The organism is Nannocystis pusilla (assembly GCF_020073745.1).
GTDB lineage: Bacteria > Myxococcota_A > Polyangia > Nannocystales > Nannocystaceae > Nannocystis > Nannocystis radixulma.
This window is the reverse complement of record NZ_JAIRAU010000059.1, coordinates 17,913-42,062: the sequence shown is the minus strand read 5'-3', so window position 1 is coordinate 42,062 and position 24,150 is coordinate 17,913. Positions and strand designations below refer to the sequence as shown.

The window sequence follows — 24,150 nt, the reverse complement described above, 5'->3', positions numbered from 1 at the left end:
GCTTCGAGACCGAGGTCCCCGTCACGGCACGATGACGGGGACCTCGATCGTGTTGTTGTCGTACGCGCGCTCGTTGAGCAGCGGCAACGCGGCGTCCGGACGCGGCTGGTTGACGGAGATCCGCAGGACGTACTCGCCGGGCGCGAGGCCGGTGATGTCGACCCACTGGCACGGCAGGCCGGCCTCGTAGTGGTCGGTGAAGCCGCGGCTGATGCCCTGGTTCGCGCAGTCGAAGCGCGGCAGGGCGAGCGGCCAGGCCCAGCTGATGGTGTCGAGCATGCAGAAGGCTTGCTTGTGCCCGGTGGCGACGACCGTCTCGCCGCCGCTGTCGCGCAGCTCGTAGCGCGCGAACTCGTCGAAGTGATAGTGATCGTGGCAGGCGCTGTAGTGGTACAGCTCGGGGTGGTTGGCGGGGATCCCCATCACCAGGTCGGCCGAGCCGATGTTCGGCATCGCGGCGGTGAACAGCATCAGTCGGCGCATGCCGAGCCCGCCGAGGCAGCCCTCGCCGACCTCGCAGGTGTCGGCGTCGGCCATGATCTCGTGGAAGATCGGGCTTATCCAGTTGTCGTCGACCATCAGGTCGGGGGCGTCGCAGCCGAGCGGACCGTTGCCGGGCGACTCGGGCGTCGCGGGCGGATCGGCGAAGTCGAGGCCGGCGACCGGCGTGGTGCAGCGGTACACGCCCGTGTTGAGCACGCCCTGCGAGCAGCACAGCAGCTCGTCGGGGCACGCCGCCGGCCCCGCGCCGGGGTCGCACAGCCCGCCCGGCGCGGACGCGCAGATCGTCGACTCCGCGTGGGCGCGGACCGTCACCGAGTCGATCGCGGCCTCGAGGATCCCGGCGCCCAGGTCGGTGGCGGTGAGCCGCAGCCGCGAGCCCGCGACCATCGGCACGCCGCACGCGCCGTACTCGCGCGGGGTCCACAGATTCGCCGGCGCGAGCGCGTTGTCGACGTCGAGCCGCTCGAGCTCGTGCGCGACGTAGCCGTCGGGCGCGTCCGCGTCGGGCACCAGCAGCTCGACGGTCAAGCTCGACCCGGCGCCGGGCTCGGACTTGTAGAAGAAGCGGCGCAGCTCCACGGTGGCCGTCGCGGCGCCGTCGAGGTCGAACTCGGGCGACGTGACGATCGTGCTGCCGCCGGCGACGTCTTCGGCGTCTGCGAGCCCGTCGGGGTTGTGCCCGGTGAAGAGACAATTGTGCCCCGCGTAGCAGAGCTCCGGCTGCGAGCGGTTGCCGGCGTGCGTGGCGGCCTCCGGGTTGCCGCGCACCCACGCGCCCGAGGCCGCGTCGCCCTCGATCTGCCACTGGAAATCGCCGTCGAACTCCTCCTCGAACACGACGCCGGTCAGGCCGTCGGACCTGGTGGTGAAGCTCCACGCCGGCCGCTTCTGCGAGCCGCGCGACAGATCGTCGGCCTCGAACGCCTGCACCTGCCACGAATAGGTGGTCTCGAATTTGAGGTCGAGCGGGCCGACGCACGGACCGGGGTAGCCGGGCTCCTCGCCGAGGATGCCGTGCGTCAGCTCGGTGTCGTCGACGAACACGCGGTAGCGCACCGGCTCGCCCTCGGGGTCGACGACCGGCTTCCAGCACAGCTCGACCGCGGTCGAGACGTCGGCCGCGCCGTCGCCGGGCGAGACGAGGAACGGCGCGGGCGGCAGCTCGTCGACGCCGCTCGGACCGGTCGTCGGAGCGCCCGCGCTGCTCGTGCCGGTCGAGCCGTCGCCGCTCGTGCTGTCGCGACCGGTCGAGGCGCCGGAGGTCGACGCGGCCTGCGTGGTCGTCACGTCCTCGCGGCCGCACGCGAGCTGCACCGCGACGCCGCACAGCGCCACGCAGGTGGACGGGCATCGAGCGCGCGGTCCGTCGCTCACGACCGCATCGTAGACGGTCGAGCGCGGGCCGTCACTCGTGCGGACGACGCCCAGGGCGTTTTCAGCCGGGCTTCGGGGCCGCCCTCACCTGTGCGAGAGGAATTGTCGAGCGCGGCTGCGGGACGTCCGCCGGCTCGCCGCGGTGTCCGATCCGGCCGCGTGCACAGGCGCGGCCGTGGAGCTCACCGGCGCCGGCGGAACAGCAGCACCGCGGCGGCGAGCCACGCGAGCGCGCCCTCGCCGGTGCTCGTCGCGTCGCAACCGCAGCCGTCGTCCTTCGAGCCGGCGCTGCCGGTGGCGGTGTCGGTATCGCCGCCGGCCCCTGTGCTGGTGCTCGCGCCCGTGCTGGTCTCCGCGCCCGTGACGGTGTCCGCGCTCGTGCTGGTGTCCGCGCCCGTGCTGGTGTCCGCGCCCGTGGTGTCCGAACCGCCGCTCGAGGTGGGCCCGTCGGTCGTCGTCGCCGCGGCCTCGACGGTGATCTTGACGTTCTCGGAGAAAGCCACGGAGAAGTCGGCGTCGGCCGCGGCTCGCAGCTCGTGCTCGCCGGGCTCGAGCGTCACCTCGAACGTCGCCTTGCCGTTCGGACACTCGGTCGTGGTGCTGCAGGAGCCGAGGGAGACGATGCCACCGTCCGGGTCGGCGTACAGCGACACGGAGAAGGCGGGGATGTCGCTGCACCCTCCTGTGTCGCACTGCTCGACGTCGCCGTACGTCACCTCGACGGTGAACGGCGAGGTGACGACCGCGCCGGCCTTCGGCGACGTGATTTCTGGGTCGGTGGCGGCATTGGCGAGCGAGCACCAGCCGAGGCTCGCGACGAGGACGATGCGTGGGAAGGTTTTAAGCGAGAACATCATGCGCGGCGATGGTAGGCCGCCCCCCCGACGCCGGCAAGCGCGGGCCGTCGCGCTCACGACGTCCTGCGCGTCGTGCCACCTGTCCCCTGCGCCAGGTGCTTGCGCACGTGGGCCTCGAGCGCCGCGACCTCGGCGATCCGCGGCGCCCCGCGGCGCCGTATCAGATGCACCTGCAGGCGCGGCAGGTCGACCACCGGCACCGCGACCGTGCCGGGCGGCGTCGGCACATACGCGTTGACCACCGTGAGCCCGAGGCCGAGCGACGCGTAGTGGGTCATCAGCTCCCAGCCGTCGACCTCGACGGCCACGTGGAGGTCGCCGCCCAGCGCCGCGGCCAGGGTGGCGCGGTGCGTGCGTCCGGCCGGCGGCAGGATCAGCGGCCGGCCTGCCAGCGCCCGCGCGCGGATGTGTCGCCGCTCGGCCAGCGGGTCGTGCTCGGGCACGATCGCCACCTGGCCGACCTCGAGCACGCGCGTGCCGTCGAGCTCCGGGTCGGCCTCGAGCAGCGACGTCAGGCCGAGGTGGGCCCGGCCGCTGCGGACCGCCTCGACCGTGGCCCCGCGGTCCTCCGTGCGCAGCGACAGCGGCCCTGACCAGCCGCGCAGCGCGTGGGCCAGCACGTACAGCTGCAGCGCCCGCCCGGCGCTGAGCACCGGCACCGTCGCCACCTGCCCGGCCGCGCGCGCGACGAAGCGGTCGACCGCGCCCAGGACCTCGCGCGCCAGCACCTCGGCCTCGTGCCCGCGCGGCGTCAGCCGCAGCGTCCGGCCCTCGAAGCGGTAGAGCGGCCCCGCCCAGCCCGCGAGCTGCTTGACCTGGGTGTGCAGGGCCGGCTGCGACAGGTGCAGGCGCGCCGCCGCGGCCGTGAAGCCGCCCGTCTCGACCACGGCGAGGAAGGCGCGGAGCCAGTCGAGGCGGACCTCCGAGGTATCCATTTCTTGAATATACCATCCAAAACGAATCGTGGCCTTGAATACTCGAGCGATGCACCATCCGGCCGTACCCAACACGAGGAGAGATTACTTATGCATCGTATCGGCATCGACATCGGCCGCGTCATCATCGGCCCGGTCCTCAACGGACGCGCGGACACCAGCTTCCTCGGCTCCGGCCACGAGGAGGCCATGCGCACCCCGCCGGCCCCCGGCGCCTTCGCCGGCGTGGCCGACCTGGTCGCGCGCACCGGCGGCGACGCCTGGCTGGTGTCCAAGTGCGGCCCCGGCGTCCAGGCCAAGACCCGCGCCTGGCTGGCCCACCACCGCTTCTGGGACCAGACCGGCATGGACCGCAGCCACCTGCGCTTCTGCCTCCAGCGGCCCGAGAAGGCCCGCCACGCCCGCCAGCTGCGGCTCACCGTCATGATCGACGACCGCGTCGACGTGCTCGAGTGCCTCGACGGCATCGTCGAGCACCGCCTGCTGTTCGGCGAGCAGAAGCGCCCCGCCCCGCCGTGGGCCATCCACGTCCTCGACTGGGCGGCCGTCCGCGCCTGGGCCGCCCGGCAGTGGTCGTCCGCGGCCTGAACCACGCGGCGGCGGGCTCCCGCACACGTGAGCCCGCCGCTGCGCCTTTCGCTTCACGACAGCGCCCCGCCCGACCGCCGTCCCGCGCCGCGCGCTCGCCCTGTCCGGCGTCACCGGAGCGCGCCGCCACCGACGGCCGCCCGGCACGCAGCGGGATCGCCAGGGCCGCCATCCTCCCACTGCCGCGAGCGGTTGTCGGACGCGCGGCTCCCCGAGTCGCATCGCCGCCCCGCGACGGCTCCGATGTGGCGTCGGTCACGGCCGCGAAGAGGCGAGGACTCCACAGAGGGACGCGAGAACGACCCATGAGAATCGAAGTACTCGTCTGTGTCGCCACCACTGCATTCACTCTCGGCATCTACGAGGCGACGGCAGCCCCGATCGACCCCGGGGCCCAGCCGCTCGCACCGGACGACGTGCCGTCGGCGGACTCGGCCGAAAAGGACGAACCCTCCGACCGACTCGACCCGCCGAACGCATCCGACGAGGAGCTCCCGCGCTGCGCGCTCGACGGCTGCAAATACGAGCATCAAGGCTGCGTCTGCAGCAACACCGGGTGGAACGGCTACTGCGGCTGGGGCGAACACCATCCTGGCTGCCTCTACTGCCGCTGCGATTGACGCTCGACCCGCGCCCCGGGTCGACCTGCTCCCTCTGGTCGAGGTCGGAGACGGCCGTGTCTACCGGTGACAGATGCGCATTCCGTCGAGGACACGCCGGTCGGGCGGCTCCATCGCGCGCTGAAAGTGCTCGCCGATCTCGAGCAGCGTGAGCGCCAGCCGCGGATGCGCGTACACTCCCGCCGCCAGCCGGCGGGCCAGCGCCGCCGCCTCCCCGGGCGCCTCCGGCTCGGGCGCGTCGCTACGGCGCTTCAGCTCCTCGCGCAGTTCGCAGGAGAACAACGACAGGCGCCAGGTCGCCCGCGCAGCCGCGACCGGCGGAGCGCCGCGGTACGGATCGGCGCGCTCGCTGCCGCCTGTCCCTCGAGACACCTCTCGGTCCGCGGGCGCCGCAGCGAATCGCTCGATGTCCGCCAGCATGAGCCGCGCGATCGCCTCCTGCGGCGGCTCACCCTCGCCGCGGCGGACCCGGATGTACTCGTCGCTGCGCTTTCCGGCGGCGTCCGGCGCGACGTCCAGCTCTCGCGTCACACGCTGGCCGCGGCCCGTGCGTCGCCACCGGCTGTCGCTGGCGATCGCGTAGCGGACCACCCCATGCGCGCCGAGGTGCAGGGCTGCGGCCAGCACCAGGACGTGCGTCGCACCGAACGCGATCGTCCTGGGAAAGATCGTCGCCGGCACGATCGCCTCGAGCTCGCGAGCGACCGCCGCCGGCCCGGCCGCCTCGACCTCGCTCGCGCTCGGCGGATCTTCCCCGATCGCGATGTCGCGGCAGCGGAACGCCCACACGCCGTGGCCGCGGAACACCCGACCGGCGAGCGCCGCCATCGCTCCGTACACCAGGCCGTCGTCGCTGCGACAGTGCCAGGTCCGGCGCAGGCTCCACACCAGCCCGCCTGCCATTATCGCTACTATCCTATAGAGCACGCAGCCGAAGAACCCGATCGTGATCGCCACCGCGACCGCCTCGAACACCCGCCACGACTCCTTGCTCACCGACTTCCACAGGTACCAGCCGAGCGGGGCGGCCACCCCCACGACGAGGCCCGCGACGAACAGCGCCGAGAACGCGAACCAGATCCACCCCAGCACCGATCGCGGGCGCGTCGCTTCGCCTCCTCCCCCGACAGCACGGCCGGCGCCGTGTGACAGCGCGGACACTCCTTCGCCCCCGCCGCGAAGAAGCCGCCACAACGGCCGCAGAAGCCCTCGCGCCAGGCCGGCGCCTGCCCCGAGCGAGCCGCGACCGGGCCGATCACGCGGCGAGCGTACAGGCCGTCCGCGGCGCCGTCGAGCCGCCCGCGCCGCGCCGCCTCGCGCATCCACGCCGTCGCCGCGGTCCCGCGGCATGGAGCGGCCTTGCCGAACAGAGTTCGCCCGCCGCGGGGACCGCCGGCTCGCGACGTCGAGCGGCCTCCGCGTGACCTCGCCGGCGACGATCTCCGCGCGCCTGTCCCTCAAGACAGGCCGCCGTCACGCATCACAGCTCAAGCCAGCAGCGCGGCCGCCTCGTCGAGCGCCCGGACCCCCGCCGCGAGCGCCTCGTCGCCGCCGATCCAGCGCACGAACTCGACGAACTCGTACGAGGCGTGCAGCCGCGACAACACCCACGCGCGCGGGTCGGTGCTCGCGTGCCGCATCACCCGGATGAACACGTCCGTCGCCTCCGCCGGGCGAACGATCGCCCGTGCCGCCCACAGCTCGTCGAACCACGGCCCGTGGCGCAGCACTTCCGGCCCGATCAGCCGCTCGATCGCCAGGCGGACGAGCGAGCGCGCCTCCGGCTCGGCCTGCCGCTGTGCGGCCAGCAGCAGCAGCATCTCGATCTGCTCGCGCCCGCTCGCGTACTCGCGCACTCGCAGGGCCCAGGCCTCCATCGGCCCCTCGCCGCACCAGCTGTCCACCAGCACCTGCAGCGACGCGTTGCGCAGATCGGCCTCGCCCTGCGCGCACGCCCGCTCGAGGCAGCGGCGCAGCAGCGTCTCCGGCGGCGCCCGCTCCGGCGGCGTCAGCACGTGCGTCAGCCCGACGATGAAGCGCAGGTACAGCGCGTCCTCGGACCACACCACGCCCTCGGGGAGCGACCACGCGAGGCCGTGGGCCACGCGATGGCCGATGATCTGCCCGTGCGCGTCGGCGCGGACCACCGCGTCGGCGATCGCCGGCAGCAGGCGCTCGGCCTCGTCGACGCGGCCGAGCGCGGCCAGCTGCGTGTACAGGTACGCGCGCGCCTGGCTCAGCTGGTGGCCCCAATCGGCGGTGGCCATCCGCTCGCTCACCGCGATCGCCCGGCGCACCTGGTCGAGGTCCATCCAGTGCGCCATCGCGGCGAACGGCCCCGGGTCGTTGCCCGGATCGATCGGCGCCAGGGCGATCGCGGCGAACGCCTCGATCGCGCGATCGACCACCGCCGCGCGGCTGGACGGCGGCACCACCTCGGCCAGCTCCTCGAGGCGCCACGGCAGGTATGGATCGCTCGGATCGATCGAGCCCGGCGCCACCTCCTCCTCGTCGACCGCCTCGTCTTCGTCCGGCAGCGCGTCGCCGGCGAGCCGCTGCCGCAGCTCGATCGCGTAGGGACCGGGCCGGACCGGCTTTCGCTCGCGCATCCACTGCAGCACCAGCACCCCGCGCAAGATCCGTCCGATCGCCGCCGCCCGCGTCGGCATCTCCGTCGCCGCCGCCAACACCTCGCACGCCTCCGCGACGTCGCGCTGGAACGGCTCCGCGATCGCCAGCGCCACGTCGTCGCGGCCCGGCTGGTCACACAGGCTGCGCCACCGCTCGTGCAGCGCCGCCAGCTCGGATGCGTCGATCATGCTTCTCCCGATGATCGATCGGCGGCGTCCGTCCCGCAAGCTCCGGGCGCGCGGGTCCGCCCCGCGCGCCCGCTCGTGACCGCGCGGCCTCACTTCGCCGCGAAGAACTCGTGCGCGTCGGCGTACTTGACCCCGAGCGCGCGCGCGAAGTCGCGGTCGCTGTCCATGTCGCCGACCATGATGACCGCCTCGCGCGCGAGGCCGTGGCGCTGGACCAGCGACACGCCCAGCCCGGGCAGCGGTTTGCGGCAGAAGCAGCCGGCCGGGAACGCCGGGTGCGGGCAATACATCACCTCGGTCACCGGCAGGTCGAGCAGCGCGATCGTCCGCGCGAACGCGGCCTCGACCGCCTCTTTGGTGACCGTCTGCGACGACACCCCGCTCTGGTTGGACACGAAGAACAACTTGTAGCCCTCGTCGACCCACCGCTGCAGCACCTCGCGGCGGTTCGGCAGCAGCTCGACGTCGTCGGCGCTGCGCGGGAAGATCTCGCCGCTCTTCGTCTTGCGCAGCGTGCCGTCGACGTCGAGCAGCAGGCCCTTGCCGGTGAACTGCGGGTCGACGCGGCGGACGAACGGGACCTCCTCGACCGCGCCGAAGCCCTCGTCGACGTGCGGCGCCTCGAAGCTGGCGGCCCACTTCGCCATCGCCGCCGGCGGCGGCAGGTTGGGGTCGTCCTTCGCCAGCTCCTTGAGCTCGTCGGGCCCGAGCAGCTTGCCGTAGCGCTCGAGGATCCGCAGCACCACGTTGGCGTAGGCCTCGTCGATCGGCGTGGCGAGGAAGCGGCAGCGGACCGGCACCCCGTGCGCGTGGGCCATGCGGATCACCGGGTACCGCGACACCCGCGTCGCGTAGGTGTTGTCGAGCACAACCCGCCGCTGCCCCGCCGCCAGCAGCTCGCCGAGCTTCGGCACCAGGCCGTCGAGGTCGCCGCCGATCAGGTCGCGGTTGAGCCGCGCGTAGCCGCGTTCGAGGTAGCGCGCCACCTCCGACGATTTGCCGGCCCCCTGCACGCCCATCATCACCACCACCTCGGGCTCGTCGCCGGGCCCCTCGCCTGCCACCAATGCGCGCAGCCCCGCCGGCACCACCGGCGGCGCCGTGCTCGCCAGCGCCTCGGGCGTCGGCTGGAACGTAATCTTGCTCGCGAGGTCGGCGCGGTCGCGGGCCTCGAACGGCACCTTCAGGGCGCGCAGCGTCGACTCGACGCTGGCGCGCCGGGTCGCGCCGAACAGCGGCACGACCGGCGGCCCGAGGTCGAGCAGCGCCGCCAGGGCCGCCTCGTGCGGCGTCACCCCGTGGCGGGCCGCGATCGGCTTGACCGCGCGGTTCTTGAGCAGGTTGCCGACCTTCGCGTGCCCGCCGAGCGGCCGGTGGGCCAGGAACGGAATGTTCATACTCCGCGCCAGTGCCACCATTCCCTCGACCCCGCTGCTGCGGTCGATCACGCTGAGCTCGTTCTGGATCGCCTGCACCTTGAAGTGGCGCTCCGCCTGCCGCACCTCGGCGATCGAGGTGTTGGACAGCCCGAGGTGCTCGATCTTCCCCTCCTTCTGCAGCTCGGCCAGCGCCGCCAGGCTCTCCTCGAGCGGCGTCTTCGGGTCGTTGGCGTGCAGCAGCAGCATGAAGATCCGCTCGACGCCGAGCGCCTTGAGGCTGCCCTCGACCATCTTGCGCAGGTGCTCGCGGCGGCCGTTCGGCACCCACTTGCCCTTCGGCCGGGCCAGGCCGGCCTTGGTGACCACGCGGACCTGCTCGCGCGGGCCGCTCCAGCCGGCCAGCGCCTTGCGCACGAGGTGCTCGCCGTAGTGCAGGTCGCTGTCGCTCAGCGCGTACGAGTCGGCCGTGTCGAGCAGCCGGATGCCCTGGTCGAGCGCGAAGTGAATGACCTCGATCGCGTCCGCCTCGGCCGGACGCCCCTCGGTCGACAGCCGAAGGAGACCGAGCCCGAGCGGGACTTCGAGGGTACCGAGGACGCCATGGAGGGAAGTGGTGGTGCTCACGGGATCCGTGGCATAGCAACGATTCCAGGCCGGAGGCAACCGCGGCGCGGCGAATCGCGCACACCCCCGGCGCACGCTCGCCGCGCGAGGCTGGCGCCCGAACTCGCAGTCGGTGGTTCACGCGCGGCGCGAGCGCTTCGCCTGCGGGCGTTCACCCGCGGCCGAGGAGGTCGGCGGTCCGTCCCCATGGCCGTGGCCGTGGCATTTTGCTCGTTCCTCGCGCCGCGATCCACCGGGCCTCACGACCTGTAATCGCCGGGTAACGCGGCCTGCGTGGCGAGGTGGGAGCGAAATGCCTGGTCGCGGCACTCGGTCCCACATGGCCTGAAGTTCAGATCCTCGCGCCACCGCACATCGGCGCTCGTCGAATAATTCCAGCGGCTGACGCATGCTCGGACCGGGCGCGGCGTGGCGACGCCTCGTCCTGTTTGTCCAACCAGTCGATCGATCGGAACCAAAACATGTCGAAGAACTTCGCGATCCCGGGCGCGCGTCGCCCCGCCCTGTGCCTGCTCGTCACCGCGCTCCTCGGCGGCTGCGACAGCACCGTCGAGATCACCGTCAATGTCTCCGGCCTCCCGCCCGCGACGCAGTGCGGCGACGGCCAGCTCGGCTTCGGCGAGCAATGTGACGACGGCCCCGGCAACGGGCCAGGCCAGGCCTGTCGCAGCAATTGTCAGCTCAACGTGTGCGGCGACCTCGACGTCGGCCCGACCGAGGAGTGCGACGACGGACCCGGCAACGGCCCGGGCGAGGCCTGTCGCGCCGACTGTAGCGTCAACGTCTGCGGCGACGGCGACATCGGCCCCGACGAGGCCTGCGACAACGGCGCGAGCAACGGCGACCACGCCGCGTGCAAGCTCGATTGCACGCTCGCCGTGTGCGGCGACGGCCTCGTCGGCCCGATGGAGGGCTGCGACGACGGCAACAGCGACGACGCCGACGCCTGCACCAATGCGTGCACCGTCGCCACCTGCGGCGACGGCATCGTCCAGGCCACCGAAGAGTGCGACGACGGCAACCCCGTCGACACCGACCAGTGCACCTCCGCCTGCACCGCGGCGGCCTGCGGCGACGGCCACCTGCAGCCCGACGGCGGCGAGCAATGCGACGAGGGCGGCGAGAACAGCGACGGCGGCGACTGCACGCTGGCCTGCGCGCCCGCGACCTGCGGCGACGGCCTCGTCCACGATCAGGGCAGCGGCAGCGAGCAGTGCGACGAGGGCGACGCCAACGGCCCCGGTCACGCCTGCCTCGCCGACTGCACCCTCAACGTCTGCGGCGACGGCGACCTCGGTCCGGGCGAGGCCTGCGACGACGGCGGCGTCGCCGAGGGCGACGGCTGCAGCCCGACGTGCACGCTCGAGGAGTGCGGCAACCTCGTCGTCGACGCGGGCGAGGCCTGCGACGACGGCATGAACGGCGAGCAGGACGACGGCTGCACCGACGCCTGCGCCCTGCCGGCGTGCGGCGACGGCTACCCGCAGGCCAGCCTCGGCGAGCATTGCGACGACGGCCCCGCCAACAGCGACAGCGGCGCCTGCACGCTGAGCTGCATGGAAGCCCTGTGCGGCGACGGCCACGTGTGGCCGGCGTGGGAGCAGTGCGACGACGGCCCGGCCAACGGCGACGACCAGGCGTGCAAGCTCGACTGCACCCTCGCCTTCTGCGGCGACGGCTTCGTCGGGCCCGGCGAGGCCTGCGACGACGGCAACGCCAGCAACGAGGACGCGTGCACCAACGTCTGCAAGCTGTCGACCTGCGGCGACGGCTTCGTCCAGGCCGGCGAGCAGTGCGACCTCGGCGCGGGCAACAGCAACACCGGCGACTGCACCCTCGCCTGCCTGCTGCCGGTCTGCGGCGACGGCTTCACCCAGTCCGGCGAGGACTGCGACGACGCCAACCTCGTGGCGACCGACGCCTGCCTCCCCACCTGCGAAGCCGCCAGCTGCGGCGACGGCGTCGTGTGGGGCGGGCACGAGCAATGCGACGACGGCAACACCGACGACGGCGACGGCTGCAACGCCAACTGCACCGCCCCCAAGCGCGTGTTCGTCACCAGCACGAGCTACAACGGCAATCTCGGCGGCGTCAACGGGGCCAGGTCGAAGTGTCAGGCCCGCGCCGACGCGGCGTCGCTCGGCGGCACCTGGGAGGCGTGGGTCAGCACCGCCGCCAGCAGCGCGCAGAGCCGCATCACCCCGTGGCCGCTGGGTTACCAGCGCCTCGACGCCACGCTCATCGCCGACAACTTCGCGGACCTGCTCGACAACTCGCTCGACGCCCCCATCGCCATCGACGAGTTCGGCGCCGCCGTTGGCCCCCAGGATGCCTGGACCGGCACCACCGCATCCGGCAACGCCACCAGTGCCAACTGCAACGCCTGGACCACCTCCAGCGCATTACAACTCGGCGACTTCGGCCAGGCCGACGCCACCACTGCGAGCTGGAGCGACGCCGGAGACCCCGTCATGTGCGGTGCCGGCCGGCGCCTGTACTGCTTCGAGAAGTGAACCCTCGCCCCCTGTGAAGACCAGGCCCGTGGTGCCACGGCGGCGCCACGGAGCCGACCTCACGGGGCCGGCCGGCGCGCGAAGAACAGACAGCGAGCCCGCTTCAGAGCGCGCAGTAGCCGGGGAAGCCGGCGGGCAGGCCGTCCTGGTAGGGCGAGGGCTTGGTGCCGAACGGGTGATCGTGGAAGAAATTCCACACCCCGGCCTGCGCGTCGCCCTGGGGGATGCTGTGATTCATGCCGTGATCGCAGATGAAGGCGAAGCCGCCGCGCGCCTCGATCGCGGCCTTGTAGGTCTCGCTGGCGTCCTTGAAGCTGATCACGACCTTGTCGCCGACGCCGCCGTGGAAGATCATCGCCGCGAGCGGGTTGCTCGGGTCCTGGTCGGGCGGCGTGACGAGGATTCCGCCGGAATAGGGCACGACGCTGGCGATGTAGCCGGAGCGGCGAAAGCTCATCTGCGCGGTCTGCAGGCCGCCGGCGCTCATGCCCGCGGCGTGGATCCGGCGCACGTCGACGCCGAGCTGTTCGATCGCGCAGGCGAGCACTTCGTCGGCGAGGATCAGGTCGTCCTCACGCGAGCCGAGGACCAGCCACCACGGGAAGTCGCCGGCGGCGGGGTCGTGATAGGGCGCGGCGATGATGCCGCCCTGCGCCACGACCTGCTCGACGTACGCCTCGCCGAGCCCGTAGGTGGCCTCCATCGGCTGGCTGCCGGTCCCGTGCCAGTAGAACACGAGCGGGCCGTCCATGGTCGCGGCGGCGTCCGAGAGCCACATCCGCACGGCGCGCGGCTCGATGCCGGCAGGCGCGAACATGACGTCGCCGTCGGTGAGCGCAGGACAGGTGCCGGTCGGCTTCGGCAGCATCGCCGGCAGCACGGGCTCGGCCTCGGTCGTGGTCCCGGAGGTCGAGGTGCCCGCGTCGGTGCTCGACGTGGTGGTCGCGTCGGCGCTCGAGGTCGGCGGCGCCGCGGTGGTGCTGCCGGTCTCGGCTCCGGAGGTGCCCGCGCCGGTGTCCACCGTCGGGCTGGCGGTGTCGCCGGGCGAGCCGGTCCCGCCGCAGGCGATGAAGACAGTGACGGTCCATGCGGCGACGGGGCGACAGCGGGGCATGATGCGCGCATGGTACCGCGTCATCGCTCGGGCCCGGAGAAGATCATCCGTGGCCCTCGCGCGCGCCCGCGGTCGCCAGCGGCAGCTCGACGCAGAAGGTCGAGCCCCGGTCGACCTGGCTCGACAGGCAGATCCGCCCGCCGTGCGCCTCGACGATGGTGCGAGAGATATAGAGGCCGAGGCCGAGCCCCCCGTAGTGCCGCGACGAGACGCCGCGGCGAAATCGTGTGAACAGCTGGGCCTGCACCTCGGCCGGGATCCCGATCCCGTGGTCGGTCACGCACAGCCGCGCGACCCCGCGTTCCGCCGTGACGGCGATCTCGATCGGCCCGTGCTCCCCGAACTTGATCGCGTTGGCGACGAGGTTGGTCACGACCTGCTCGAGGCGATAGCGATCCCACTGACCGACGACCGGCTGGTCCGCGCGCACGGCCAGCGTGCTGCCCGACTGCGCCAGCTGGTCGTCGAACTGGCTGACGGTCTCGGCGACCAACTCGCGCAGATCGACGGGCGCCGTGTGCAGATCGAGCCGCCCCGCCTGGATCCGGGAGACGTCGAGGAGCATGTCGACGAGGTCGGCGAGGCGCTGGACCTGACGGCTGGAGAGGGCGACCGCCGCTCGCACGCGCTCGACCTCGAGGCCCCGCGAGAGCCGCTTCTCCAGCGATTGAATGGCGAGCTGCAGGCTGGTGAGCGGGGTGCGGAGCTCGTGCGAGGCGATGGAGAGGAAGTCGTCCCGCTGGCGGACGGCCTCCTCCGCCGCCGCCCGCGCGCGCCGCTCGCCCATGAGGAGTTGATCGCGCTGCCGCTCGGCCTGCACGCGCGCGGTGACGTCGCGGAAGCTCCAGACCCGCCCGACCACGCGCTCCCCGAGGCGTTGCGGCTGCGAGTAACGCTCGAAGACCCGCCCGTCGATGAACGAGATGATCGTGGTGCGGCTCTCCTCGGGCGTGGCGTGGAGGGCGTGGATCTCGCGCAAGAACGCGTCCGGATCGCACAGCTGATCGCAGACGTACCGGCGGCACACGTCGGCGGACCCGGTGGCGAGGACGGCGGCCGGGAGGCGCCACATCTCCGCGAACCTGCGGTTGTAACGGACGATGCGCTGCGCGTGGTCGACGACGAGGATGCCGTCCGCCGTCGATTCGAGCGTGGCCTCGAGCAGCGAGTAGGAGCGGCGCAGCACCTCCTCGGCCCGCTTGCGGGCGGTGATGTCGGTCGAGATCCCGCAGATGCCGTCGGGCTTGCCGGCGGGATCGCGGAGCGGGAACTTGAAGGACACGTACGTGCGCGGGGCGTCGCCGTCGGGCGCGACCTCCTCGACCTCCACGAGTCGGCCCTGCTCGATCACGAAGAGATCGTTGGCCCGCCACACGTCGGCGTGCTCGCGCGGGAACAGCTCGTGGTCGGTCTTGCCGATCGCCTCCCCGCGGCTGATGTGGAACAGCTGTTCGAACCCGCGGTTGACGAGCGTGTAGCGGCCCGCCAGATCCTTGGCGAACACCACGGCGGTCGTGTTGTCGACGATGGATTGGAGGAGCGTCTGATTCTCGCGCAAGAACGCCTCCGCGCGCCGGCGCTCCGCGTTCTCCTGCTGCAGGTCGGTGTAGAGGCGCGCGTTCTCGATGGAGATGGCCGCCTGGGCCGAGAGCAGGCGGATGAATTCCACGTGGTCGGGGGTGAAGGCGGCGCGGGTGAGGTCGTTCTCGAGGTAGATGATGCCGGCCAGGCGGCCCTTGTAGACGATCGGGGCGGCGAGCGAGGAGCACGGGGCGGCGCCGGCGAAGCTGGGATCGCGCCCGAACGGCCCGTCGCTCGCGCGATCGTCGAGGAGCACGGGCTCGCGCGTCCGCGCCACGTACGTGATGACGCTGCGCGGCAGGTCCGGGCGACCCTCGAGAGGCGTCGCACCGATCACGTGGACGGCCGCCTCGCCGATCCGGTGCTCGGCCTCGACGACGAGCCGTCCGTCGTGCAAAAGCAGCAGCACGCCGCGCCGCGCGCCGGCGTTCTCGACCAGGACGCGCATGAGCGCGTCGAGCAGGCGGTCGAGGACGATCTCGCCGGAGATGGCCCGGGTGGCCTTGAGCACCGAGCCGATGTCGAGCGCGGCCCTGACGGGCGCGGCGAGCAGCTCGGCGGGGATGAGCTCGGGGTACGAGCGTTCGAGGCGCCGCATCGCCTCGGTCGCGCCCCATCGGCCGTAGGCCCTGTGCGCCTCGCTGACGTAGGCGCGGGCGATGGTGGTCTTGCCGCGAGCGCAGAAGGCGAGGCCCGCGAGCTCGTTGGCGAGCGCCTCGTCGTGGAGGTAGCCGCCGCGCTGCGCGAGGGCGATCGCCTCGTCGTAGCGATCGCCTGCGGCGCGCGCGTCACCGCAGGCGCGCTCGAGCTCGGCGCCCAGCAAGGCGCTGCGGTGCGCCAGGTTGTCCGGGCACAGCTCCGCCCAGCGCGACAGTTTTTCGGCGAAGGACCGCGCGCGGGCGAGGAACAGCGCGCGCTCCTCCGGGGAGACGGTCTCCGCCGCCCGAGTGAGCGCCACGCCGGCGTAGAAATGAAACGCCGGGTTGCCGTGCCAGGCGGCGATGCCCGGGATCTCGGTGTTCAGCGTGAGGGCGACGCGCGCCGCGTCCTCGAACGCGCCCTGGAACACGCCGAGGAGCACGATGTAGAAGTGGGCGAAGAAGAGTACGGCCTGGTTGTCGATCCGGCGGGCCTCCGCCACGACCTCGTCGATGTCGATCCACTCGCCCTTGAGCGCGGCCGGGCGCGGCGTCGCGACCGAGAGCTGGTGCGCGAGCTGTCGGACCGCGCCGACTATCCAGGTGATGGCGTTGGACCGGTCGAGCTTGCATATCGGCTGGTCGCTCCGCGCCTCGGCGACGAGGTCGGAGAGCGGGAGGCCGCGCAGGAAGCTGTTCGTGATCAGGTTGACCGTGTTGTAGAACGCCCAGATGTACTGGCCGGTCTCGAGCCCCGCGTGGATGCCGGCGCGCAGCGGCTCCCTGTAGGCCACGTAGCCCTCCTTCCAGTGCTGGATGAAGGCGCCCCACATGTTGCAGAGCAGCGGCTCGGACTTCCTGTCCGCGTACCGCTCGGCGAGCCCCACCGCGGCTCGCCCGAGCCGATAGCCGAGCTCGATGTCCCCGCGCGCGCACAGGAACATCCCGAAGAGCACGCAGCCGTAGATCGCCGTCCGCGACAGGCCGTGGCGGAACGTGTTCTCGAGGATCTTGGCGACGGTGATGCCGAGGTTGCGCGAGGCCAGGAAGTAGCAGGGGACGAACAGCTCCAGCAGCACGTCCTGCATGGCGCCGATCTCCGGGTCGCTCAGCGGCGGCAGGCCCGGCAGCGCCTCGAGCGTCCGCTCGCGGATCAGCTCCATGGTCGCGCCGATCTGGACGTCGACCGTGGCCTGGTCGGGGAAGAGCGGCAGGTCGAGCCCGAACGGGCGCAGCGCGGCGAGCCCCTCCGCGAGCGCGGCGGGCAGGTCGTTCTTCAGCACCTGCACGGTCATCTTGAGCCGCAGCACCTCGGTGCGCTCGAGCCGGCTCGCGACCCGCTCCAGACAATCGGAGAGGATCGCAAGCGCGTCGTCGTGCCGGCCGGAGAGCGCGAGCATGAGCGCGGTCTTCTTCGCGTACGCGAGGCGCAGCGGGTACTGCGACGTCCAGGCGTCCTCCGGCAGGCGCCGGAGGCCGAACTGCAGGTAGCGCAGCGCGGCGCCGAAGGCCGCCGAGTCCTCGGCCCGGCCCGCGGCGTCGAGGCTCAGGCGCGCGAGAAACAGCCGCTCCGCGGCGTCCGACACGAGGTCGCCGGCGCTGTTGAAGTGGCCGACGACGTCGAACAGGCTCTGACTGTCCGAGAGGTCCACCCTGGCCGCGAGCAGCCGGCCGATCCGCAGGTGGAACGCGGGCCGCTCCGCCTCCGGGATCATCGCGTAGGCGCCCTCCCGGACCTTGTCGTGGGCGAAGCGGTAGACCTCGCGCCCGGCGATCACGAGCCCCTCGCTCACCGCGGGATCGAGGCGCGCGTACGCGTCCTTCGGCGAGCATTCGCTCACCGCGGCGAGCAGGTCGAGGTCGAAGCGGTCGCCGATCGCCGCGGCGAGCCGGAGCGCCTTCACCGTCGCCGGAGGCAGGCGCTCGATCGTCCGCACCATGAGGTCGACGACGTTGTCCGTGTACCCGAGCGCGTCGATCGCGGCGAGGTCCCAGCGCCAGCTCGCCCCCGTCGTGTACGCGAGGACGCCGTGGTCGTACAGCGACCGGACGAACTCCTTGACGAAGAACGGGTTGCCGCCGGTCTTCGTCAGCACCACGTCGGCCAGCGGCCCGCAGTCGCTGCGCTTGAGGCTGTCCGAGAGCATCTCGATCAGGTGCGGGCGCGCGAGCGGGGCCAGGACGATGTTGCGCACGACGATCCCGGCGTCCTCGATGGCCGCGAAGAGCGGGTGCCCGGGCGAGACCTCGTTGTCGCGATACGCGCCGCAGAAGAACAGCGCCGCCAGCGAATCGTCGGTGAGGAGCCCGCGGACCAACCCGAGGCTCGCGGGGTCGATCCACTGCAGATCGTCGAGGAACAGGACCAGCGGGTGGTCGGCCTGGGCGAACACCGAGACGAACCGCAAGAAGCAGCGGTTCAGGCGGTTCTGCGCCTCGATCGGGCCGAGCGCCGGCACCGGCGGCTGCGGGCCCATCACGAGCGAGAGCGACGGGATGACGTCGCAGACGACCTGCGCGTTCGGGCCGAGCGCCTCGAGGATCGCGTCCCGCCAGCGAGAGATCCGCGCCTCGCTCTCGCTGAGGATCTGGCGCACCAGGCCGTCGAACGCCTGGATCACCCCGATGTAGGGCGCGTCGCGGTCGTACTGGTCGAATTTTCCGCTCGTGAAGTAGCCCTTCTGCCGCGCGAGCGGCTTCAAGATCTCGTGCACGAGCGCGGACTTGCCGATGCCCGAATAGCCGGAGACGAGGACGATCTCGCGGCTGCCCTCGAGCACGCGCGCGAACGCGGCGGTGAGCGCCTCGATGTCATGCTCACGGCCGTAGAGCTTCTGGTGGATCCGGAACAGGTCCTGGCGATCGCGCTGGCCGGCGGCGAACGGCTCGATCGTCCCCGAGTCGCGCAGCGCCTCGCGGCAGCGCTCGAGGTCGGCGAGCAGGCCCTCGGCGCTCTGGTAGCGCTCCTCGGCGTTCTTCGCCAGCAGCTTGAGCACCACGTTGGACACGGCCTCGGGGATCGTCGGCTCGACGCGGAGCGGCGGCGCGGGCGCGAGGGCGATGTGCGCGTGGATGAGCTCCATCGGGTCCGTGGCCTCGAAGGGGCGCAGACCCGTGAGCGCCTGGTACAGGACGACGCCGAGCGCGTAGAAGTCGGTGCGGTAGTCGACGCCGCGGTTCATGCGGCCGGTCTGCTCGGGGGAGACGTAGGGCAGCACGTCGGTGAGCACCGCCGATGCATAGAGTTGCTCGTGCGCGCGGGTCAGCTCGGCGTCGGCGCCGAAGCCCTTGATCTTGACCTCGCCGTGCGAGCCCACCAGCACGTTGTGCGGGCGCAGGTCGCCGTGGACGAGCCCCGCCGCGTGCACCGCGACGAGGCCTTCGGCGAGCGCGGCCGCGAGATCGAGGGCCTCCCTGACGGGCATCCTGTGGGACGGGCGCGCGGCGAGGACTCGCGCGAGCTCACGGCTCGGGAAGTCCTCGAGGACGACGATCAAGGCGCCGGCGAGCTCCTCGACGCCGTACACCGTGACGAGCCGGGGCGACGCGAGGCGCGCGAGGCGCTCGTACTGATGCTTGAAGCGCGCGACCTCGGCGCCGGTCGATCCTTCCGCGCGCAGGACCTTCAGCAGGACCGGCGCACCGTCGCTCTCGCGGCGCGCGCGATAGATGGTGAAATTGGGCGCCTCCTCGATCTTCCCGCGGATCGCATAGCCTCTCACGGCGATCATCGAAGACCTTGCTGGCTGGCCCGGAGACACGTGCCCGAGGAGCGGGCTCGACCTGCGACGCGGCCGTCGCCCTGCGGGGGCCTGCGAGAGGTGTCGGGCGCGCCTGCGGGGGACACACGCGTCCGCAAGCATAACCAGGGTAAACGCCTTGCCACGGCTCGCCGATCAAAATTTGGACAATTCGTGCGGAGCATCTTCGAAGCTCGTTCAAAGCTCGGCCGAGACGAGGCGCGGACAGCCTGCCGCGAGCCATGGCGACAAGGGCATGTCTCATGAACCCATATTTCATGGGACATGTCCAGAAGACCACATCGAACCACGCCGCGCCTCGTGTGGCTCCGCCTGCAACGGCTGCCGCGCCGGCGATGGTATGCTCATGAGGACGCACGAGCGCCTCCGCGCGAGCGGGCTCGACCGCCGCGAGCCACGTGGCTCGGCCCGGCCGCCCCCGGCGATGACAGGATGATCGTCGAGTGGGGCGGCGTCGAATGGCGAGACATCGGCCATCCCATGAACCGGGCCGATTGATGACACTCGGAATGGTGAAGGCGGCGAGCGTTGCGAGCACGCGCTCTGACGATCCTCGCCCTGGGCCCGCGACGGCGCCCCTCACCGCGCGGGATGTAGCGATACGCTCACCCCGTCATGAGGAGCCGGCGCGCACGAGCCATCCTCTGGCTCGACGGCTCCGCCGCGTGCGTCGTGCGCCCGGTGTAGCGAAGTTCACGTGGCATGCCGCGGTCGTCAGAACTGTGCCGTGAGGCCGCCGGCGTTCAGGCGCAGCCGGCCCTTCTTGCCCAGCCCGCGCTGCTGGAAGTCGAAGCGCGTGCGGCCGACCACGTACATCGCGATGCCACCGGCCACCAGCGCCAGGCCGCTGACGAGCACCGCGACCGCCGGCACGTAGTTGGGGTCGCCGCCCTCGACCTTGACGAACTCGTTCATGTCATTGACCTCGTAGCGATCGCGCGGCTTGGCGAACGCGAACAGGACCCCCCCGGCGACCGCGAGGGCGAAGCCGACGCTCATCGTGATGACCCCGCCGGTGCGCAGCCCCCTTCGGCCGGGCTTGACCTTCGCGGTGAGATCTCCGGGCTGGCCGAGCAGCGCGAATCGCTTCGACGTCGTCACCCCCGGGCCGCCGAAGAAGAACGACTGGCCCTGGCTGCCGTCGACGACCTTGTCGCACGGCGACGTGCACACCGGCCGGTAGTGGATCCCGCGAATCGTCGCCGTCCCGCCGCCGCTCACATAACCGGTGGCGATCGTCTCGCCGGTGATCTCGAACAGCTGGACGTCCGCCGGACGCGTCGTCTCGATGTGAAGACGCGTGCCCGCGGCGGGCGGCGGCTCGGCCGCGATCGGGTCCTCCGCCGCCGCCGGGGCCCCTGCCCGCTCGACTCCGGCGACCTCGGCCCACGGGAACGTCTTGCGTTCCCCGGTCGCCGCCGATTCGACGGTGACGGATTCGTCGGGTATCACCTCGAGGACCTTGCCGCGGATCATCCCGCCATTCTTGAGACTGACCACGTCTTCCCCGCTCGGCTCGGCGGCGACTTGCGCATAAGCGGGTAGCCCCGCGACGCTGACGGTGCCGCCCAGAAGGACGGACATACACACCTGCAATCCTTTTCGTCTTATCATGGAGCGGCGGATTCTACCCGATCGGCCGCCTCACCTCCTGTCTTTTCCTCGATCGCAGCGTGACACGTCACCACCACCGGGAAATACGCCAAACCTGGTGCCATCGCGGGTGGGCCGCGAGGCTACATCGGTCGCACGCGCCAGCTCACCGCGAGGATCCGCGCGATGTCGCGCGCCGGAGCCCAGGTCGCTGCATTGTCGGCAGTCCGACTCGTGAACGCGGACGAGCCGGAGGCAGGAGTACCGCGGGCTACCGGACGGCTGCACCGGGCCCGGCGCGCCGATCGGACGGGCGGCGTCGGGGCGGAACGGGGGCGGCGGTCGCCGTGGCTATACGCTCTGCCGCTTGCGCTCGCGCTGGACGAAGAGATAGAGGCTCTCGACCTTCTCCCGCGCCCAGGGGGTCTTGCGGAGAAATTTGAGGCTGGAGCTCACGCTCGGATCGCTGTTGAAGCAACGGATCGAGATGCGCCGGCCGAGCTCTTCCCAGCCGAAGAAGGCCACCAGGTCGTTGACCATGGCCTCGAGGGTGATCCCGTGCAGCGGATCTTTGGATCTCGGCGTCGTCGTCATCGCAGCACCCGGGCGCGGAACGCTCTGCCCTTGATCTTGCCGGCGCGCAGCCCCTTCAATGCCAGCTCGGCGCGGTCGCTGCGGATCGCCACGTAGGTATGGCGAGCCAGGATGTCGATCTTTCCGACGACCTCGCCCGGGAGGCCGATATCACCGGTGAGCGCCCCGAGCAGGTCGCCGGCGCGTAGCTTGTCTTGCCGGCCGCCTTCGATGACCAAGGTCGTCATCGGCGGCCGCGTCGGCCTGTCGTCGTCGGCGCTGGGTAACTTTTCCCAGCGTACCGGCGCCCCCTGCGCCCGCTCGAGCGCCGCCACCCGTTCACGCTCGAACGGCGAGCAGAGCGCCAGCGCGCGCCCCTTGTGCCCCGCGCGGCCGGTGCGCCCGATCCGGTGCAGATGGACATCGGGATCGGTGGGCAGCTCCCACGAGACGACCGCCGAGAGCTCCTTGATGTCGAGGCCGCGGGCCGCGACATCGGTCGCCACCAGCACGGCGCAGCTCTTGTTGGCGAAGCGCAGCAGCACCTCGTCGCGCTCGCGCTGTTCCAGCTCGCCGTGCAGCGCCAGCACCGAAAAGCCGCGCTTGCCGAGCCGGGCGCTGACCTCCCGGACATCGTTGCGGGTGGGGCAGAACACCAGCGCCGATTCGGGCCTGTGCTGCGAGAGCAAGGCTGCGAGCGCGTCGAGCTTGCGGGCGGGCTCGACCGCGAAGAAGCTCTGCTCGACGTCGGCGCGGCTGACGACGGTGTCGACCGTGACGGTCACCGGATCGCGCTGCAGCTCGCGGCTCAGGGCGCGGATGTCCTCGGGATAGGTCGCCGAGAACAGCAGCGTCTGCCGCGACGTCGCGGCCTGTTCGACGACCGCGGAGATGGACTCCAGGAAGCCCATGTCGAGCATGCGATCGGCCTCGTCGAGCACCAGGACGCGCAGGCCGGCCAGCTCGAGGTTCTCGCGCGCCAGGTGATCGAGGATGCGGCCCGGGGTGCCGACGACGACGTGGGGAGCGGCTTGCAGCGCCGGCTTCTGCGTCCGCACCGGCACGCCGCCGCACAGGGTCACGACCCGCAGGTTGGCGATGAACCGCGCGAGTCGCCGGACCACGGTGCCGACCTGTTCGGCGAGCTCCCGGGTCGGACAGAGCACGAGCACCTGCACGCGGGCGACGGCGACGTCGACGCGCGCCAGCAGGGCCAGGCCGAACGCCACCGTCTTGCCGCTGCCCGTCCGGGCCTGGGCGATCACGTCCTTGCCTTCGAGCATGCTCGGCAGCGCGTGCGCCTGGACGGGCGTCATTTGTGACAGGCCCAACACCCCGAGCGCCCGGGCGAGCGGAGGCGCCAGCGAGAGCGCGGCGAAGGTCTCCTGCACGCCCGGCGTGGGCGCGGACGGTTCACGAGGTGTCGTCGTCGTTTCAGTCATGCCGGCAACGGCCCCACATTCAGCGCGGACCCCGCTCCCTGGGGCCGAATCCGAACCCTAGCCCAGGGGCCACGGCCCCGCAAGCCGACGCCTGTCGTGGTCCTCGTCCGTGAGGATGCGCCCGTGACACCTGCCGGGCTCACGCATGAAGCCGAGCAGATGATACGGCGTGTGATGATAGGAGCGATCGTACCGCGCTCGTGATCACTCTTTCTTGTAGATGCGCACGTAATCGACGTCCATGTACGCCGGATACTGCGTCGTATCGTCGGGGCAGCCGGCCCAATCGATGTCGCAGGAGGCGGCCCAGTCGCCCATGGCGAACAGCAGCGGCGCGTCGTCGAAGTGCTGCGTCATCTGATGCAGCTCCTCGCCGTCGACGAGCCAGGTCAGCGTCCCGGGCTCCCAGATCAGGGTGTACTCGTGGAAATCGGCGGTCGAGTCGGTCCCCGACCAGGTGTACTGCTCCGACTCGCCGTCGCCCCAGTGCTGGGTGAAGCTGTTCTGCAGTGGCGACTTGCCGGCGACCTCGCCGAAATCGATCTCGGTCGTGGTCTCGCCGAACAGGCCGATGTACCCGACGTTCCCCTTGCCCGGGGGGAACCGCACGCGCGCGACCCAGCGGCCGTAGGTCTGGACCGTGCCGAGATCCGGCTCCACGCCGCCGCAAGCGTAGGGGCGCCCGTTCACCTCGCGCTCCTCGATCTTCAGGTGGAGGGCCCCGTCGGAGACGCTCACCTGCGCGGGGTCGAAGTGCGAGAAGTCGGGCGCGTTGCCCTGCGGCCCGCCGTAGACCAGCCAGCCCTTGGCCGGATCGAGCGCGTCGCCCTCGAACTCGTCGTGGAAGGTCAGCGTCCAGCCCGGGATATCGAGGGGCGACCCGGAGCTCTCGCTGCCCGGGCCGCTCGAGTCCGCGGACCCACTGCTGTCATTGCTCGCCCCGGTCGCTCCGCTCGCGCTCGAAGAGCCGCTGCTGCCCTCGTCCGTCTCGCTCGCGCTCGACGGTCCGCCGCTGGTCACGACCCCGGTCGCCGAGCTCGTCGAGGTGTGGCCGCCGGACGAGCCGGTGAGGTTCGAGTCCGTCGAATCGTTCGTCGGCGCGCCGCACCCTGCAGCCCCGGGACCGACGAGCGAGATCCAGCAGAGAGTGACACACGCGGTTCGAGAGTTCATATGGTCAATGGCTCGTGAAGGGCAGGTACGCCGGGATCCGGCAGGTCGAGGTTGGCACAGGC

The 24,150-nt window shown here is 71.7% G+C and carries 15 protein-coding genes; 3 read left to right on the top strand and 12 right to left on the bottom strand.

Annotated elements, in window-relative coordinates; translation table 11 throughout:
• Window positions 1-21: 21 nt before the first annotated feature.
• The 3 genes from K7C98_RS45360 to K7C98_RS41680 form a co-directional block, all read right to left on the bottom strand.
• On the bottom strand, window positions 22-1,878 hold the full coding sequence (locus tag K7C98_RS45360; RefSeq protein WP_224197526.1) for a lysyl oxidase family protein: 1,857 nt from the start codon (window positions 1,876-1,878) through the stop codon (window positions 22-24).
• Between the two features lie 182 nt (window positions 1,879-2,060).
• Entirely contained in the window at window positions 2,061-2,732 is a 672-nt protein-coding gene (locus tag K7C98_RS41685; protein WP_224197525.1) for an MYXO-CTERM sorting domain-containing protein, read from the bottom strand.
• A 56-nt stretch (window positions 2,733-2,788) separates the two neighbouring features.
• A complete protein-coding gene (locus tag K7C98_RS41680) occupies window positions 2,789-3,670 on the bottom strand; it encodes a LysR family transcriptional regulator (protein ID WP_224197524.1) in 882 nt (293 codons plus the stop codon).
• A gap of 90 nt (window positions 3,671-3,760) precedes the next feature.
• Here K7C98_RS41680 and K7C98_RS41675 point away from each other — a divergent pair, with 90 nt between their 5' ends.
• Complete coding sequence (locus tag K7C98_RS41675; protein WP_224197523.1) at window positions 3,761-4,258, top strand: hypothetical protein; 498 nt, start codon at window positions 3,761-3,763, stop codon at window positions 4,256-4,258.
• Window positions 4,259-4,563: 305 nt separating this feature from the next.
• The gene (locus K7C98_RS41670; RefSeq protein WP_224197522.1) at window positions 4,564-4,878 is read left to right on the top strand and encodes a hypothetical protein; all 315 of its coding nucleotides are present in this window, start codon (window positions 4,564-4,566) and stop codon (window positions 4,876-4,878) included.
• A gap of 60 nt (window positions 4,879-4,938) precedes the next feature.
• Here K7C98_RS41670 and K7C98_RS41665 read toward each other — a convergent pair whose 3' ends face one another.
• The 3 genes from K7C98_RS41665 to K7C98_RS41655 all read right to left on the bottom strand — a co-directional run bounded on the left by K7C98_RS41665 (window position 4,939) and on the right by K7C98_RS41655 (window position 9,700).
• A complete protein-coding gene (locus tag K7C98_RS41665; protein WP_224197521.1) occupies window positions 4,939-5,970 on the bottom strand; it encodes a hypothetical protein in 1,032 nt (343 codons plus the stop codon).
• A gap of 395 nt (window positions 5,971-6,365) precedes the next feature.
• Entirely contained in the window at window positions 6,366-7,697 is a 1,332-nt protein-coding gene (locus K7C98_RS41660) for a hypothetical protein (protein ID WP_224197520.1), read from the bottom strand.
• An 89-nt stretch (window positions 7,698-7,786) separates the two neighbouring features.
• A complete protein-coding gene (locus K7C98_RS41655; RefSeq protein ID WP_224197519.1) occupies window positions 7,787-9,700 on the bottom strand; it encodes an aldo/keto reductase in 1,914 nt (637 codons plus the stop codon).
• 461 nt (window positions 9,701-10,161) lie between these two features.
• On the opposite strand from K7C98_RS41655, the gene K7C98_RS41650 reads away from it, so the two are divergent.
• Window positions 10,162-12,213 (top strand): DUF4215 domain-containing protein, encoded by a 2,052-nt coding sequence (locus K7C98_RS41650; RefSeq protein WP_224197518.1) that lies wholly within the window; start codon window positions 10,162-10,164, stop codon window positions 12,211-12,213.
• Window positions 12,214-12,316: 103 nt separating this feature from the next.
• Here K7C98_RS41650 and K7C98_RS41645 read toward each other — a convergent pair whose 3' ends face one another.
• The 6 genes from K7C98_RS41645 to K7C98_RS41620 form a co-directional block, all read right to left on the bottom strand.
• The gene (locus tag K7C98_RS41645) at window positions 12,317-13,327 is read right to left on the bottom strand and encodes a hypothetical protein (protein ID WP_224197517.1); all 1,011 of its coding nucleotides are present in this window, start codon (window positions 13,325-13,327) and stop codon (window positions 12,317-12,319) included.
• Window positions 13,328-13,370: 43 nt separating this feature from the next.
• Window positions 13,371-19,277: an AAA family ATPase gene (locus K7C98_RS41640; RefSeq protein WP_224197516.1), complete on the bottom strand. Its 5,907-nt coding sequence runs from the start codon at window positions 19,275-19,277 to the stop codon at window positions 13,371-13,373.
• 744 nt (window positions 19,278-20,021) lie between these two features.
• Entirely contained in the window at window positions 20,022-20,891 is an 870-nt protein-coding gene (locus K7C98_RS41635) for a hypothetical protein (RefSeq protein WP_224197515.1), read from the bottom strand.
• Between the two features lie 360 nt (window positions 20,892-21,251).
• Window positions 21,252-21,494 (bottom strand): VF530 family DNA-binding protein, encoded by a 243-nt coding sequence (locus K7C98_RS41630; RefSeq protein WP_224197514.1) that lies wholly within the window; start codon window positions 21,492-21,494, stop codon window positions 21,252-21,254.
• A complete protein-coding gene (gene dbpA, locus K7C98_RS41625; RefSeq protein ID WP_224197513.1) occupies window positions 21,491-22,915 on the bottom strand; it encodes an ATP-dependent RNA helicase DbpA in 1,425 nt (474 codons plus the stop codon). The genes K7C98_RS41630 and dbpA overlap by 4 nt, the downstream gene beginning before the upstream one ends.
• Before the next feature lie 204 nt (window positions 22,916-23,119).
• Entirely contained in the window at window positions 23,120-24,088 is a 969-nt protein-coding gene (locus K7C98_RS41620; protein WP_224197512.1) for a glycoside hydrolase family 16 protein, read from the bottom strand.
• Window positions 24,089-24,150 lie beyond the last annotated feature (62 nt).

Excerpts from the sequence above, each read along its gene's own strand:
- dbpA (WP_224197513.1), bottom strand. The coding sequence starts at position 22,915 with ATGACTGAAACGACGACGACACCTCGTGAACCGTCCGCGCCCACGCCG.
- K7C98_RS41635 (WP_224197515.1), bottom strand. The coding sequence starts at position 20,891 with ATGTCCGTCCTTCTGGGCGGCACCGTCAGCGTCGCGGGGCTACCCGCT.
- K7C98_RS41680 (WP_224197524.1), bottom strand. The coding sequence starts at position 3,670 with ATGGATACCTCGGAGGTCCGCCTCGACTGGCTCCGCGCCTTCCTCGCC.
- K7C98_RS41670 (WP_224197522.1), top strand. The coding sequence starts at position 4,564 with ATGAGAATCGAAGTACTCGTCTGTGTCGCCACCACTGCATTCACTCTC.
- K7C98_RS41660 (WP_224197520.1), bottom strand. The coding sequence starts at position 7,697 with ATGATCGACGCATCCGAGCTGGCGGCGCTGCACGAGCGGTGGCGCAGC.
- K7C98_RS41650 (WP_224197518.1), top strand. The coding sequence starts at position 10,162 with ATGTCGAAGAACTTCGCGATCCCGGGCGCGCGTCGCCCCGCCCTGTGC.
- K7C98_RS41685 (WP_224197525.1), bottom strand. The coding sequence starts at position 2,732 with ATGTTCTCGCTTAAAACCTTCCCACGCATCGTCCTCGTCGCGAGCCTC.
- K7C98_RS41620 (WP_224197512.1), bottom strand. The coding sequence starts at position 24,088 with ATGAACTCTCGAACCGCGTGTGTCACTCTCTGCTGGATCTCGCTCGTC.
- K7C98_RS41640 (WP_224197516.1), bottom strand. The coding sequence starts at position 19,277 with ATGATCGCCGTGAGAGGCTATGCGATCCGCGGGAAGATCGAGGAGGCG.
- K7C98_RS41645 (WP_224197517.1), bottom strand. The coding sequence starts at position 13,327 with ATGCCCCGCTGTCGCCCCGTCGCCGCATGGACCGTCACTGTCTTCATC.
- K7C98_RS41630 (WP_224197514.1), bottom strand. The coding sequence starts at position 21,494 with ATGACGACGACGCCGAGATCCAAAGATCCGCTGCACGGGATCACCCTC.
- K7C98_RS41675 (WP_224197523.1), top strand. The coding sequence starts at position 3,761 with ATGCATCGTATCGGCATCGACATCGGCCGCGTCATCATCGGCCCGGTC.